At 63.9% G+C, this 13,769-nt stretch carries 15 protein-coding genes, 1 tRNA gene and 1 pseudogene; 5 read left to right on the forward strand and 12 right to left on the reverse strand.

All coding sequences use genetic code 11. From position 1 onward, the window contains the following. Nucleotides 1-72 precede the first annotated feature (72 nt). Together dacB and BLV97_RS13115 are read left to right on the forward strand one after the other, a co-directional pair. Nucleotides 73-1,599: a D-alanyl-D-alanine carboxypeptidase/D-alanyl-D-alanine endopeptidase gene (gene dacB, locus BLV97_RS13110; RefSeq protein ID WP_035846556.1), complete on the forward strand. Its 1,527-nt coding sequence runs from the start codon at nucleotides 73-75 to the stop codon at nucleotides 1,597-1,599. Between the two features lie 202 nt (nucleotides 1,600-1,801). Then, nucleotides 1,802-2,011 carry a cold-shock protein gene (locus BLV97_RS13115; RefSeq protein WP_035846554.1) on the forward strand — a complete coding sequence of 70 codons (210 nt, stop codon included), beginning with the start codon at nucleotides 1,802-1,804 and terminating at the stop codon, nucleotides 2,009-2,011. Between the two features lie 97 nt (nucleotides 2,012-2,108). On the opposite strand, the gene dusA is transcribed toward BLV97_RS13115, so the two are convergent. The 3 genes from dusA to BLV97_RS21795 form a co-directional block, all read right to left on the reverse strand. After that, nucleotides 2,109-3,134, reverse strand: coding sequence for a tRNA dihydrouridine(20/20a) synthase DusA (gene dusA, locus BLV97_RS13120; protein WP_081825203.1), 1,026 nt, complete (start codon nucleotides 3,132-3,134; stop codon nucleotides 2,109-2,111). Nucleotides 3,135-3,778: 644 nt separating this feature from the next. Next, entirely contained in the window at nucleotides 3,779-4,171 is a 393-nt protein-coding gene (locus BLV97_RS21605; protein WP_244521025.1) for a transposase, read from the reverse strand. Then, nucleotides 4,132-4,338 carry a transposase gene (locus BLV97_RS21795; RefSeq protein ID WP_244642031.1) on the reverse strand — a complete coding sequence of 69 codons (207 nt, stop codon included), beginning with the start codon at nucleotides 4,336-4,338 and terminating at the stop codon, nucleotides 4,132-4,134. The genes BLV97_RS21605 and BLV97_RS21795 overlap by 40 nt, the downstream gene beginning before the upstream one ends. Before the next feature lie 171 nt (nucleotides 4,339-4,509). Here BLV97_RS21795 and BLV97_RS13130 point away from each other — a divergent pair, with 171 nt between their 5' ends. The 3 genes from BLV97_RS13130 (at nucleotide 4,510) to BLV97_RS13140 (ending at nucleotide 6,462) form a co-directional block, all read left to right on the forward strand. After that, nucleotides 4,510-5,277: an IS110 family RNA-guided transposase gene (locus BLV97_RS13130; RefSeq protein ID WP_051646316.1), complete on the forward strand. Its 768-nt coding sequence runs from the start codon at nucleotides 4,510-4,512 to the stop codon at nucleotides 5,275-5,277. Between the two features lie 524 nt (nucleotides 5,278-5,801). After that, nucleotides 5,802-5,891, forward strand: a tRNA-Ser gene (locus tag BLV97_RS13135). Nucleotides 5,892-6,255: 364 nt separating this feature from the next. Beyond that, nucleotides 6,256-6,462, forward strand: a complete 207-nt coding sequence (locus tag BLV97_RS13140) for a hypothetical protein (RefSeq protein WP_143037533.1) — start codon at nucleotides 6,256-6,258, stop codon at nucleotides 6,460-6,462. Between the two features lie 267 nt (nucleotides 6,463-6,729). Here the strand turns inward: BLV97_RS13140 and BLV97_RS13145 are convergent, their stop codons facing one another. The 9 genes and pseudogenes from BLV97_RS13145 to BLV97_RS20785 form a co-directional block, all read right to left on the reverse strand. Beyond that, entirely contained in the window at nucleotides 6,730-7,224 is a 495-nt protein-coding gene (locus tag BLV97_RS13145) for an HGGxSTG domain-containing protein (RefSeq protein WP_051646315.1), read from the reverse strand. Nucleotides 7,225-7,572: 348 nt separating this feature from the next. After that, the gene (locus BLV97_RS13150; protein ID WP_152546068.1) at nucleotides 7,573-9,141 is read right to left on the reverse strand and encodes a YfjI family protein; all 1,569 of its coding nucleotides are present in this window, start codon (nucleotides 9,139-9,141) and stop codon (nucleotides 7,573-7,575) included. Then, nucleotides 9,066-9,950: a DUF7146 domain-containing protein gene (locus BLV97_RS13155; RefSeq protein ID WP_035846598.1), complete on the reverse strand. Its 885-nt coding sequence runs from the start codon at nucleotides 9,948-9,950 to the stop codon at nucleotides 9,066-9,068. The genes BLV97_RS13150 and BLV97_RS13155 overlap by 76 nt, the downstream gene beginning before the upstream one ends. 91 nt (nucleotides 9,951-10,041) lie before the next feature. Further along, nucleotides 10,042-10,440, reverse strand: coding sequence for a winged helix domain-containing protein (locus BLV97_RS13160; RefSeq protein WP_210184791.1), 399 nt, complete (start codon nucleotides 10,438-10,440; stop codon nucleotides 10,042-10,044). Between the two features lies 1 nt (nucleotide 10,441). After that, entirely contained in the window at nucleotides 10,442-10,627 is a 186-nt protein-coding gene (locus tag BLV97_RS13165; RefSeq protein ID WP_035846548.1) for a helix-turn-helix transcriptional regulator, read from the reverse strand. Between the two features lie 152 nt (nucleotides 10,628-10,779). Next, nucleotides 10,780-11,745 carry a hypothetical protein gene (locus BLV97_RS20780; RefSeq protein WP_143037534.1) on the reverse strand — a complete coding sequence of 322 codons (966 nt, stop codon included), beginning with the start codon at nucleotides 11,743-11,745 and terminating at the stop codon, nucleotides 10,780-10,782. Beyond that, nucleotides 11,742-13,037, reverse strand: coding sequence for a tyrosine-type recombinase/integrase (locus tag BLV97_RS13175; protein ID WP_176992655.1), 1,296 nt, complete (start codon nucleotides 13,035-13,037; stop codon nucleotides 11,742-11,744). The genes BLV97_RS20780 and BLV97_RS13175 overlap by 4 nt, the downstream gene beginning before the upstream one ends. 244 nt (nucleotides 13,038-13,281) lie before the next feature. After that, complete coding sequence (locus BLV97_RS21980) at nucleotides 13,282-13,647, reverse strand: type II restriction endonuclease (RefSeq protein WP_081825202.1); 366 nt, start codon at nucleotides 13,645-13,647, stop codon at nucleotides 13,282-13,284. Then, nucleotides 13,644-13,769 (reverse strand): annotated as a pseudogene (locus BLV97_RS20785) (IS5/IS1182 family transposase); the annotation flags it as partial. The gene BLV97_RS21980 and the pseudogene BLV97_RS20785, both read right to left, overlap by 4 nt.

Genomic DNA, 13,769 nt, shown 5'->3' on the forward strand with positions numbered 1-13,769 from the left:
TGTGATCCGCCGCGCGCGTTTTCGCCCCGGCGCCGGCTTGCCGCGTCGCACGGGGTTGGGTTAAGTCGCGCCATGACGACGCAAGATCCGATCTCTCGCCGCTGGCTGCTTGGCGCCCTTCTCGCCGGGGCGGCCACCCCTATCGCCCTTCCCGCCAAGGCCGAGGCGCCACGCCGTTCGCTGCGCCCGCATCTGCGGCCGGGCCATCCGCGCGCCGGCGGCGCGGGCCATGCCGACGTGCCCACCCCAGATGAGCTGATCGCGCGCGCCAATCTGGGCGGCGAGGTCGGCTTCGTGCTGGCGGATGCCCATACCGGCAAGGTGCTTGACAGCCACCTGCCGGATGCGGCCATGCCGATCGCGTCGATGACCAAGGTCTTCACCACGCTTTACGCGCTCGACCAGCTGGGGGCGGATCACCGCTTTACCACCCGCGTGGTGACCACCGGCCCGGTCCAGGGCGGCGTCGTGCAGGGCGATCTCATCCTGGTCGGCGGTGGCGACCCGACGCTTGACAGCGACGACCTGGCCGACATGGCCGCCGCGATCGCCGCAAAGGGCGTACGAGCGGTGACGGGGCGGTTCCTGTATGATGCCTCGGCGATCACGCATTTCGCCGCGATGGATCCCAGCCAGCCGCCGCAGGCGGGCTACAACCCTGGGCTTTCGGGGCTGAACCTGAACTTCAACCGCGTGCATTTCGAATGGACCCGCACCGGCAAGGGCTACCGCGTGCAGATGGATGCGCGCGGCCAGCGCATCCAGCCGGCGGCGCCCGACATCACCATGACGGTGGTGGACCGGGACGCCCCCCTCTACACCCACAGCGCCTCGGACGGGCACGAAAGCTGGACCGTCGCGCGCCGGCTGCTCAGCCGCCATGGCAACCGATGGCTGCCGGTGCGCGACCCCGGCGCCTACGCCGCCAGCGTGTTCCACGAGATCGCCGCCGCCTACAGCATCCGCCTGCCTCAGCCCGGCCCCGCCCGCGCCCCGACCAACCCCATCACCCTGGTCAGCCACGAAAGCGACAAGCTGAGCGCGATCCTGCGGGTGATGCTGTACTATTCCACCAACCTCACGGCCGAACTGGTCGGCCTGGCGGCGACCACGAAGATAGAAGGCGCCCCGCCGGCCACGCTGGCGCAATCGGCCGCGCAGATGGGTGCCTGGATCAAGAGCCGCTACAACGTCAGCGCGCATTTCGCCGATCATTCGGGCCTTGCGCACGGCACGCGCGTGACGGCGGCGGATCTGGTCAGCGTCCTGTACCAGGCCAGCCCCGGCGGCATGCTTCGCAGCCTGCTCAAGAACATCTACCTGCTCGACGACAGGGGCCGGCTGATCAAGAACACCCCGCTTTCGGTGCAGGCCAAGACCGGCACGCTGAACTACGTCTCGGGCCTGACCGGGTATCTCTCCGGTCCCGACGGTCAGGAGCTGATCTTCGCGATCCTGACCTCGAACATGGCCCGACGTGAGAAGGTCCTCGATTCATCGGTTGAACGTCCGCGGGGCGTGCCAAGCTGGACGCGGCACGCGCGCCAGCTTCAGCAAAACCTGATCGAAAGCTGGGCCGTGATGTACCCGCACAACTAGGGCGTGCGCCTCCGTTTCGGCGCGCCTCTGCCACGTCACCGCGATTTTTCTTGCGATTCGAGGCGATTTATCCGATATGGGATAAGCGACGTTACTCTCTATCGACCACTGTTCTCCGTCATCGGCCACAGTCCTTCGATCTGGAACTGACTGAGCCGGGCCGCCGCACTTCCGCGGGCGGCAATGACAAGGAGATCTCACGATGGCTACCGGCACCGTGAAATGGTTCAACGCCACCAAAGGCTTCGGCTTCATCCAGCCCGACGGCGGCTCCAAGGACGTTTTCGTCCACATCAGCGCCGTCGAGCGCGCCGGCCTGCGTGGCCTGGACGACGGCCAGAAGGTGACCTTCGACCTCGAGTCGGGTCGCGACGGCCGCCAGTCGGCGTCCAACCTGGCGCTGGCCGACTAAATCCCACGGGATTTTCGGATCGAAAGGGGCGGGCAACCGCCCCTTTTTTCGTTCCGGCAGGCATTTCGGGCGCGACGCCCCCGGCACCGCGCCGGGCCTATGCGGCCGCCTGCCCGCCCACCTGCGCCAGCGCCGCGTCCAGCACGTCCAGCCCGGCGTCTGGCGCATGGGCACGTTCCGACAGCACCCGCCGCCAGCCGCGGGCCCCGGGCTGGCCATGGAACAGGCCCAGCATGTGCCGGGTGATCTGATGCAGCCTGCCGCCGGCCTGCAGATGCCGGACGATATAGGGCCGCATCGCCTCGACCGCGTCGTGCCGCGAAATCCGGCGATCGTCGCCCCAGATCCGCCGGTCGGCCTCGATCAGCACGCCGCCCGGATCGTGATAGGCCGCGCGGCCCAGCATCACCCCGTCTAGCCCCTGCGCCTGAAAGCCCTGCACCTGATCAAGGCTGGTGATGCCGCCGTTGATCGACAGATCCAGCTGTGGAAATTCGCGCTTCATCCGGACCACCAGCGGATAGTCGAGCGGCGGGATATCGCGGTTCTCCTTCGGGCTGAGGCCCTGCAGCCAGGCCTTGCGCGCATGGATCGTGAAGCGGCGGACCCCGGCGGCCGAGACCTTTTCCAGAAAGTCCGGCAGTACCTCTTCGGGGATCTGGTCGTCCACACCGATGCGGCATTTCACGGTCACCTCCACCGGGCTTTCGGAGATCATCGCGGCGGCGCAATCGGCGACCAGTTCGGGGCGTTGCATCAGCACCGCGCCGAAACAGCCCGACTGCACCCGGTCGGACGGGCAGCCGACATTGAGGTTGATCTCGTCATATCCGAAGCCGGCGGCGATCCGGGTCGCTTCCGCCAGTTCCTTCGGGTCGGAGCCCCCCAATTGCAGGGCAACAGGGTGTTCGCTTTCGTCATGCCCCAAGAGCCGCGCGCGGTCGCCATGGATTACGGCCGGGGCGGTGACCATCTCTGTATAAAGCAGCGCTCGCCGAGACAGGACCCGGTGAAAGACGCGGCAATGCCGATCGGTCCAATCCATCATGGGTGCAACGCTGAGGCGCGCGGCGTCGTGAACCGTTAAAATCCCTTGCTTTCCGGGCTTTTCCGATTCGAACATCTTTCCGTTTTTCCCGATTTGGCCCCATTCGGCGCGATCTCGACCGAAAGTGCTACACGATGTAGCACTCAAGCCGGTCGTGTAGCACTCCCAGCGCAGGCGCGCCAAGGCCAGCGACAGGTTTTCTGGTTTGATCGCCCTGCAAAGGCGCAGGGGCTTCGGAGTAGATTTGCATCTGGATCGACGATCTATACTCGCGTTAGCTCAGCCGTCCGTATCTGTGACGACGGCAGTGCCGAACTCCTTTGATGGTGACGGTTCGATTTATGTTCCATCGCACGAACGCCACTGGCATCGAAGTGTCGCACCGCGCCCCCAGAAAATATTGCAATTTTCGATGGCTACGAGATATTCATCAAATTTTCGCTGTGGCAAGGTCCGCAGAATATCGGTCCTCAGAGGCCACTTCGGCGTTGTTGCAGAAGTCGTCGTGGAGACGAGCCTCCCCCTTCCCCCAGTAGCCTTAGGTGACGCGCCCGATCTCGGCTTGGCCGAGGGAGTTGAGGCGGTTCATTAGGACGATACGGATGTGAATTTCGGCGGTCTGGCGGTCCGGGTCTCGTGAGGCAATCCTCTCTCCGAAGGACTTGAGGCCGAGCCGGTGAACGCCACCGGTTCGAGAGAACCGGCGAGGGCATCTTCGCCTAGATCCGACTTCGGACATGATAACCCGACCAGTTTATCAAGATCGCGCGCCCAAGAAGTCTGGTGGCGCGCGGGGCGTCATTGCGCACCCTCGCGGCAGGGCAGTCCTCTTTCCAGAAGCGCCCGTTCTTGCGAATGGGGATGATCGCCGTGCCGCCCCGTGCAAGGATCGCGGCACGGCAGCGGCGGGCGTCGAAGGCGCCATCGCCAGTCACGGTGCCGATCTCCTGCTCCGGCGGGATCTGGTCCAGGAGGTCCGGCAGGACGGGGCTGTCGCCCTCGCGGCTTGACGTGAACTCCACGGCCAGGTGTCGCCGGAGCCTGTGTCCATCGCTAAATGGACCTTGCGGTATTAGCGTCTGCGATGCGTGCCGTGCTTGCGGGCCAGCCATTCGCCATCCCCAGGAACTTGATCCCCGTGCTGTCGACCAACGGGTTGAGGGGACCTGGCCGCGCGGCGCGAGACCTCGACAGTGATGGTCTTTTGCCTGCGGCTCAGGGTGGAGAAGTCGGGGACCGGCCAATCCAGCCCCGCCGTCTGCAGGATGCTGGACACCATCCCTCCTCGCCATGGTCACTCGGACCAATGGCGCGGCATTGGCTCACTATAGGATTTCCAGCTCGTCGAGCGATAGCGGGCAGGGTCAGGCTTGCTCATGCCCGCCCTCTTAACCTACCGGATTCGCGGTGTGAATCATTCAATGCCGACTTCTGCAACATTGCCAATTTGATGCCGAACAAGACGGATCGGCATGGGACCCCAGGTCTCGCCCAGATTGTGCGCGGTGGCTGGTTCAAGGCCGTGCAGATCAAGAGCCACGACGCCTACGTCAACCGATCCATGCTCACGGCGCGCGAAGCGCTGGTGGGCATGCGCGTGCGGCTGGAGAACGAGATCCGCGGGCTCCTGAAGACGCTTGGCGCGATGTTCGGCAAGCGCGTCGGCGGGTTCAAGCGTCGCGCGGAGGAAATCCTCGACAAGGAACTGTCGGTTGCTCCCGAACTTGTTCCGGTCTTCGCGGCCCTGATGCAGGCAAGGCGAGATATCCTCGCCCAGATCGCGGTCCTCGACAGCCGGATCCGGGCAGTTGCCAAATACCACAAGACGGTCCGCCTGCTGATGACAGCGCCCGGCGTCGGGGCCATCACGGCCATGGCGGTGGTCGCCGCATTCGATGACGCCTCCCGCTTCCGACGGTCATCCAGCACGGGCACTTACCTCGGGTTGACACCAAGACGATACGAGTCCGGAGAGATCAGCCGCAACGGTCGAGTTTCCAAACGGGGCGACACATTCACGCGAAAATGCCTCTACGAGGCGGCCAATGCAATCTATTGCCGCGCCATCGGCGGCGACACTCTGCGCAACTGGGCCAGAGCCATTTCCGAGCGAACCGGCCCGCGCAAGGCCAAGGTCGCTCTGGCGAGAAAGCTCGCGGTGGTCCTGCATGCCATGTGGTCCAGAAACACTCCCTACCATGAGGCGGCGATGGCATAACTTCGACAATCCGTACACGCCACCCCGTCGCGTGAGGAAATGCGTCCAGCCGGGACGCGCGGCGAGGAAGAGATCGTTCCCAAACTCGCGGCACAGACCGCGCGCACCATTTCGATCCTTCCAACCCTGAACGCAAACATGCGGCGCCCAAGCGGCGACCGCGAAGAGAATCCCAGAGCCCGGCACGCAGGACCGAACGCAGACGGATTAGCGGTTGACCAAGGCGATTAGAGAATGTTCAGGGACAGCCTCGGCCGCAGCCGGCGGCCCCCGGCAAGATGCGGCGGCACCGGGGGCCCGGCGATCTCCGGCCCCGCCACCACGGCCGCGGTTCACACGATGCGCCACCGCCGGCGCGCTTCGGTTCGGGGCCGTGGTTGCGTCTGGCAAGCCAGGCCGTCGCGCGACATCCTGGCGATCTGTGCGGCTTTCGCGCAATCCGGCGGGTCGGAAGAAAGACACGGAATTCGGGGCTTGCGTCCGCGTCCCGGTGCGGCTAAATCCCCTGCGTCGACTAGGCAAGCGGAGAGGTGCCGGAGCGGTCGAACGGGGCGGTCTCGAAAACCGTTGTGGGTTTGCGCCCACCCAGGGTTCGAATCCCTGTCTCTCCGCCAGCTTGCCCTTTTAAGTATCTGTAAATCAAAATGAATTTCAGAACTTAAAAAACCATATCCCCCACAATATCCCCCACTCCGACACCGAACGCGACGGAATTTGGGGGAAACAGCATGAAGTGATGCCGCTTTTGTGTTTCCTCAGAGCACGAAATAGGGAAGTGTGCTTTGATGATCAGAGAAACCAGCGGAGGCCGCCATGTCGTCGCGCCGGATGCCACACTTCTTGGTATGGATTGCTGTCTCAGTTTTGGAGTGTAGCACGGCCTTCGCTCAGTCAGCCGTCCCGCTGCCGTTACCCGAGGGTGTTCCTGCCAACTGTCAGTCCCCAATGGCTCTGTATCAAATGATGCATGACATTCAGTTGACGGTCGGCAACCGGATCGGACTTCAGCTGGTTGATCTGCGCAATCCGAAGACGATCAGGATTGATGGCTCCAAGGGGTTCTGGGAATGCCAAGTCGTCACAGTTTGGTCGGCTGGCCCAAAGGTCCTTGGAGATTTCAAGGTCTATCGGAACGCCATCGGAAAAGAGGTCTATTCGTGGGATGGCCTGCGAGCCGTGCCATGATGAGGAGCCAATGCAAGACGCTGCCAGCGAAGACGAGAGCTTAGGGGTAATCTTAGGGTCCGCCACTAACAGCCCATACCGCGCGCCTGCGCCTGCGCGCTGCCGGTGTGCAAAAACCCGGCGGGGCCAGGCCCCTTTTATAGACGGGAACGTGCCCAAGTGCCGGATGGGAAGGTCTATTCGCATCTACCTTAGAGACGGCCTGAGCGCGTTCCGTTCGCTACAAGGTCGCGTGCGCTATGCGTGTTTGATTTCCTTTGATTTTTTTCAAGCACCTTGCCGTGCTGCCCGCCACTTTGCCCAGCGCCGCCGCTGCGCTTCACGGATGCGTTCTCGGCCTTCAGGCGTCTTAGCCCCGGTGGACATGCCCCCGTGAAACTTGCAGCGCCTCTTGCCCGGCTCGGATTTGCACCGGCAGGGCGCGCCCTTCCTCGTCTTGGCCCCACAGATGACGCGCCGCATTGCCAAGCGCCGGGCCTCTGCCTCGGCCCATCTGATCCGTGCGGCTTCCAGCGCCCGTTTTTCGGCCTCCAGGAGGCTAACAGCCCATGCCCCCGCGCGCGCATTGATCCGGACTTTATACGGCACGGCCTCGGCCCCCAGTACCGCCCTAATTCGGCCAATGGCCCAGCCGCGAAGGTCGATCAGGTCACGGGCCTCGTGATATTGGACAGCGTGCCGTCCGATCCCGGCGCGCTGGGCAAGCTCGATCTGCGTCAATCCTGCCGCCTTGCGCGCGGCCCGTAGCTCGGCCCCGGTCATGCCATGCCCCCTTCACAATGCGGGCAGCCGCCGGGAAGCACCCACACCCGGCAAGCCCCGCAGAACATGCGCCCATCCGGGCCGCTTCGCTCCCACTCTGACAACCTGCGCCATTCGTCCAGCGAAACCACTCGCCCCGTCCAGGTGCACGGGCTGCCGGTGACAGAGACACCACGCGGAAGGCTCGCAGGGGTTGCGGCACTCGCGACATTCGCGACATGGGGACCGGCCTCTGCCGCTTTCCTTGCAGGTTTCCGCGCAGGAAGGGTTGCGACACCCGCGACATTTGCGACGCGGGCGGGCCGGGTCGGCTGCCCGCTCTCGATTTCCGTCAGGGCTGTTTGCACGTCAAACCACATCGCCGCCTCCCTTCACGATGCGCCACGCCTCCGCTCTGGCCGCGCCACGCACCACGGTTCCCGTGTCAAGCGGCGCAAGCCATCCGTGCCGCGCCAGAACGCCCAGCGCGGCCCGTGCCTTGGGGCTTTCGCGAAGCGGATTCGGGCCAAGCCGCACAACATCGCGCACCATGATTTCGCGATGCGGCCAGCTTCCCAGCAGCCATTTCCGCAGAGCCTCAGCGCGGTCGATTTCCTGACTGACGCCTGACGCATCCGCCAGCCGCACGGCCTCGGAAAGGTAGAATTGCGCAAGCGCGATTCCGTTCCCCATGTCCTGCGGCGTGACAGCGGTGATTTGCAGGTCGCGCCAGAGCGCCAACACCCCCGCGATCCGCGCCGCCTGTTCCGCCGCCTTGGACGCATAGCCAGTGACATGCGCGAGGTCTCCGTCAGGGGCCTGCGCCGCCTCGATAGCATCCGCGAAACGGATCAGAAGCGCGTGGGCCTCAGGCGTCAGCGGCAGGATGCGGGGCGACAGTTCGCGGGCTTCTTCGTCCATCGGCAGAGGGGTGTCGAGAATGGCCCGCAGCCGGTTCCCGAAGCAGCTCAGAGCGTCACCGTAGCCTCGGGCATTCGCGTGAAGGCGCGTCCCGATGGTGCTGGGCGGTTCGCAGATCAGGAAGCGCGGCAGAAAGCCTGTGTCCGCCGCCATGGGGTCGGCCATGAACGCGCGTGCAACAGAGGGCTGCGCCATCAGATGCACGGCCAGCCGCCGCCCGTAGAGTGTTGCGTGCCCATCGCCTGCCCGCGTGCGGCGGATCGGATTGCCCTGCCACAGGTCATTCAGCGCGGCCAGCGTCTTTTGCCGATTGTCGCTGTTCATGGCGTGCCCCCCGAGAAACTGGCCGCCCTCATCGCTGAAAATGCCCAAGCTGGGTTGCCCGGTCGCGAAAAGGCGGGTCAGCCCCTCGAAAGTCGGTTCCGTTACCGTGCGGTCAGCGCTCGGCGGCGCGGCAGGTTCCGGGCCAAGCGCATCCAGATCCGCTTGCGCCGCGACCTTGCGTTCGCCCTTGCCCTTCTTCGCCTCCCCGAGAATGCGGTCGCGCTCCCCTTTCCAGAGCGCTTGCGCGTTCTGCCAGCGCGTCACCGCCTCGCGTTGGTCGCGGGCCTGTTCCTTCTCGAATTCGTTCAAGGCGGCCATGAGCGGCCCGTCGCAACTTGATTTTCGCTCACCGCTACGCGCGATGGTCAGGGCGTAAAGCGACACCGGACGCGGGCCGCCCAGCGTCTCCACGTTCGCGAAGCCCTGCACCGCCAGAGAGACCACCGCCAGCGCCGACGCGGCAGGAATGGCAACGGGAGCCTGCGCCATGCCCTGCACCGCCTCCACGGCGGCGCGCAGCGGCCCCAGATGGGCGACGGGATAGGCTTCGCCGGGTGCAATCTCGCGCACCAGCGGTTGCGGACCTTCGGGCGCAAACGGGATCGGTTCGGGAGCATTCATGCGCGTTCCCCTTTCATGGTCAGAATGTCGTTCCAGTCGCGCCCGTCGGGGGCGGGCAGCAGCGACACGCACCAGCCCAGCGCGTGCGCCCGCTCCGCCAGGGCCTGTGCGGCGGCCCGGCCCGGTTCGTCGCCGTCCGGGGCAATGGTCAGGCGCCCCGCCTCGCGCGGCAGGCGAAGGCCACGAATGCCGCTAGTGCTCAGCGCCGCCCAGATGGTCGCTGGGCCGCGCAGCAGCCCGCAGGACAGCGACAGGGCAGTTTCTATGCCCTCGGCCACCACAAGCGGCCCTTGCCCGTCAGCAAGGCACACAGCGCCGCCAGCGACGGCCCCCAGCATTGCCTTTGCGGGGGCAACCTCAGCCTTGCCACTGCCATCGGGTCGAAGGTAGGTGCGATGCACCGCGAAACGGTCGGCCCCGTCGATCCGCGCCACCATTGCGGGCAAGCGTTGGGCGGTCGCGCCGTGCCAGCATTCGGGATGGAACCGCAGGCTATCCGGCAGGGGGCAGGTGATGCCGCGCCCGCGCAGGTAGCGTTCGGCGGGGCTGCCCTCGATCGGTCGAGCTTCACCCCACAGCGCGCTTGCCATCATCGCCTTGCGGGTCGCCTCAGCCTCCGCAGCACCTTCGCGCCGCGCAATCTCGGCGGGGTCCGGGGCGCGATAGTCGCCAGCGGTGACGCCTGCCGCCGCCAGAATGTCCGCGAAGGTGCAGGCGGATTTCTTGCAATGCGCCAGAAGCCGCCCGCCCGCGCCATCCGCAAGCGTCAGGCCAGCTTGCCCCTTGCGGCCCTCGGGCTGGCACATCGGGCACGGCGCGGTGCCGTAGCGGCCATGCCAGTGACCACCCAGCGTTTTAGTAATGGTGCGTGCATCCATCATCAGCACACCCCCCAGATCAATGCGGCCAGCGCCAGCGCCTGAGGTTCGGTCAGCCCATGACAGCGGCGCAGGTAGAGGATTCGCAGCCGGTTCATTCCGCGCCCCCTTCCTGCACCTTGGAGCGCAGCACGTAGCGCGCATGGTGGCCCGCGAAGTCGCCGCCGTGCGGTTCGGTGATGGTCTCGATTTCCACCCCGAGTTCACGCAGCGAATGCACATAGGCGCTCCATCGGGGCGCGGGGTCGGTGATGGGGGTGCAGCCCTTCGGCCCTGAGGCCCGCAACCGGTCGAGCGTCCAGCGGATGCGGCCCGAAACGGAAACACGGAAGGGGTCGCCCGCGCTGGGCGTGACGATATAGCGAACGCCCGCGCAATGGCGTTTCGCATTCTTCGGTGCTATCTTTGGATTGCCCGCCGCAGTTGCAGAGCGGTTATCCAGCCCCGGTGCGCGTGCAGGCGCAACCGGGGTTTTCTCTTGCCCGCTCACCATATCAGGCCACCCGCGTTTCGCGGCTTTCTAGCCAAGCGGCAATGTCACTCTCACGCCAAGCGACAATGCGCGCGCCAAGCGTGACGGGATGCGGGAATTCGCCGCGCTTCATCCATTCGTAAATGGTAGAGCGGGAAAGCCCCGTGCGGGCTTCTACAGCGGGACGGCGCAGAAGGGTTTCGGCCATTTGTTCCGGTCCTTTCCAGACAGGCACGGCGAGATTGCCGTGGATCATGCTGGAAAAGGTGGCGCAACCTTCCGTGGTAGAAAATGGTTAACGTGAACCGCCTAGGCGGATTTAAATTCACGCTAAACCGCTTAAGCGGTTACCCATCTCAGCTAAGGTCGCTCAGGCTGTTTGGCTGCAAACAACCTGTAATAACGGGCCTTGAGTTCGCCCCCCGCTTCACCGCGTCGGATTTCTCCAAGATATTCGCTTATCTGCCGTTTTCCCTGTTGCCATAGCTTGGGCTGCGCGACAGCGCAGTCTTCACCGGCCATTTTTGCAACGGCTTCAGGGTCAAACCTTGCTGCAATGGGGTTGCTCTCAACAATTTCCGTCATCCTGTCCAGCAGGGCGTTTATGCGCTTCATGCGAGATTCTTTGGACTTCTCTCCACTTCGAGTAGTCGCTTTTCTACGCCGTTCAACGGAGCTAGTTGCCTCCGCCTCCACACCATCAACAAGCATCTCCAGGTCCCGCAACAAGTAACCAGCGGCGAATTCGTTTCCAGTCACAAAGCGATGAAACCGGAAGGATGCCGCGACAAAAACAGCCGATGAATGCGAGGTGTTCTGCCAGCAATATTCAAAATCGGCGGCAACCTGCCAAAAATCTCCATGACGATCCTTGATCTCCTGAATGCGCTCGCGCCCAATAAATTCCGCAACCTTTTCAGAGATACTACCGGCCTTCCCCGTTATGAAACCAGCATCATCAAGGATCCGAAGCGGAAGAAATGAGTCTTCATCTGCAGCACCTAATGTTGGCCCGCCCTCATCAACAATTTTGCGAACAAAGTCGCTCGCATATGGTCCAGACCCTCCCCAATCAGGTTCGGGGACCTCGGAGCCGATCGGAAAGTCCCGCATAAAGTCTTTGGCTTCCGCTTCGTTGCGAAAAACGTGATGGTTAGTCTGCTCTGGCATCATTCCAAGTCGCGTTGTAGCCAAAACAACCCAAACCTCATCCGGATCGTCCTGACCCTTAAAGGTAAATGAAGGAAAGAGAATATCCCCCTTTGGTATTCGTTCCACCGAAAAATGTTGCACAATCGCCTTGCGACTTGCTGCATCGTGTTTCATTCCGCCACCCCCAACCTCACCACGTTACCGGCTTGCGCCGCGTCCCCCTGCAGGAAAGCCGCCCAAGCCGCCATCATGTCTCGCCGCCGGTCGAGCATGTCCGACCGCTGATAGGCGCGCTCCACTTCGGACCCGATGAAGTGCGCCAGCGCGATTTCGGCCATGTCACGGGGATATCCCTGTTCTGCTGCCCACTGCCGGAAGGTCGAGCGCAATCCGTGTGGCACAGCGGGACGCCTGTTTGCGGGGTCCAGATAGCCCACGTCGCCCGCCTTCTCCTTGGCCTCCTGCATCCGGCGCATGACGGCGGAAATGGTCATGTCCGACAGCATCCCGCCGCGAGCGGCGAAGAACACATACGGGCTGCCCTCCATGCGAGGCAGGCTTTCCAGCCGCACAACCGCTTCGGGCGTGAGCGGCACGCGATGCGCCCGCCCGTTCTTCATTCGCGAAGCCGGAATGGTCCAGACCGCCCGCCGTGTCGCAGAAGTCGCGGGTGTCGCAACGTCCCCAAGGTCGAATTCATCCCATGTCGCGCCGCGCACCTCGCCAGAACGCGCGGCGGTCAGGGTCAGGAATTCGAGCGCCCTAGCCGCCATGCCGTCGCGTTTTGCAAGATCACGCCACCAGCGCGACACGTCGCCCAGCACCAGTGCCGGTTGATTGTCGCCCTTCGCCACCTTCGCGGGCTTGGGCAGCATCTCGGACAGGTTGCCTTTCCAGCGCGCTGGGTTGTCGCCTGTCCTGTGGCCCGCCACCGTCGCCCAGGAAAGTACGTTTTCGATCCTGCCGCGAAGGCGCGAGGCGGTCTCGGTCTTCGTCTTCCAGATCGGCTCCAGTACGCGCAGCACGTCTTGGACGGCGATATCCGAAACCTGCTTTGATCCCAGAACCGGCGCGGCGTAGGTGTCGAGAGTTGAGCGCCATTGCTTCCGGTGCTTCTCGCTTCTGAATTCTGACAGCTTCGCGGCAAGGTATTTGTCCACGGCCTTCGCAAAGGTCAGCCCCTCGCGCGCCTTGCGCTTCTCGGCCAGCGGGTCGCCGCCCAGCATCGCCTTGCCCCGGTTGTCGAGTGCCAGCTTGCGCGCCGCCGCCAGCGACACGGCAGGCGGACTGCCCAGCCCTAGTTCGCTTCGCTTGCCGCGAATGGTGATGCGTTGCACCCACTGCCGCGCGCCGTTCTTCGCGACCCTCAGGAACAAGCCGTGGCCATCGAAATATTTGCCGGGCTCGGTGACGGTTTCCACAAACCGTGCGGACAGCGCCTTTTCCGGTCTCCTGCAATTCTCCATCGGGCCCGCATCCCCCATTACATCCCCCACCTTAACGTGGACCACCTAGGAATATGGGGGAACGTGCCGCACAATGGAAGGTGTTTTGGCCCTTTGTTTTGCGGACATATTGGGCCTTGGCCGGAAAATCGCGGAACTTGACATGGCTGCCTGTCTCTCCGCCACTTGCCATAATGATTTCAATCAGTTGGCGCGGAAAACGGCGATTTGTGCCACATTCCGCGCAACAAACTGTGCCACATCCCTAAGCCGCCTGATGCTGGCTAACCTCTTCCAGGAACTGCCCGAGATTCCAAAGCCAACCCTGTTGCGCGGCAGTATAGGTCGCGTGCAATGGCGCCGGAACGACAAGTTGTAGGCCAGATACATCCATTTGCTCAGCCTGTGGTTCGGAGATACCGGGTTCCAGCGTCAAAAGGTGTTTCCGGCTGATCTTAGATGCTTCTGCCAGAACTCGCCGCCAGCCATCCTTGCAGGTCGATTTGGCGCCAAGCATCAGAAGTCCCGGGGCTCCACTGGCCGGGGCTGCGTGGTAGGTTGCCACATCCGGGAATAGGAAGTCCGGCTTGTGGCAGTGTTCAGTGGTCGCACCTTTAGGCTCAGGCTTCATAACCAATAGATGACGATAGCCGCGAGGGCGATGGCAGAGAGGAATACCTTGGGACAGCGGTCGTAACGGGTGGCAACGCGCCTCCAGTCCTTGAGCCTGCCGAACATGATCTCGGTGCGGTT

The sequence above is a fragment of the Allgaiera indica genome, assembly GCF_900106675.1.
Lineage (GTDB): Bacteria > Pseudomonadota > Alphaproteobacteria > Rhodobacterales > Rhodobacteraceae > Acidimangrovimonas > Acidimangrovimonas indica.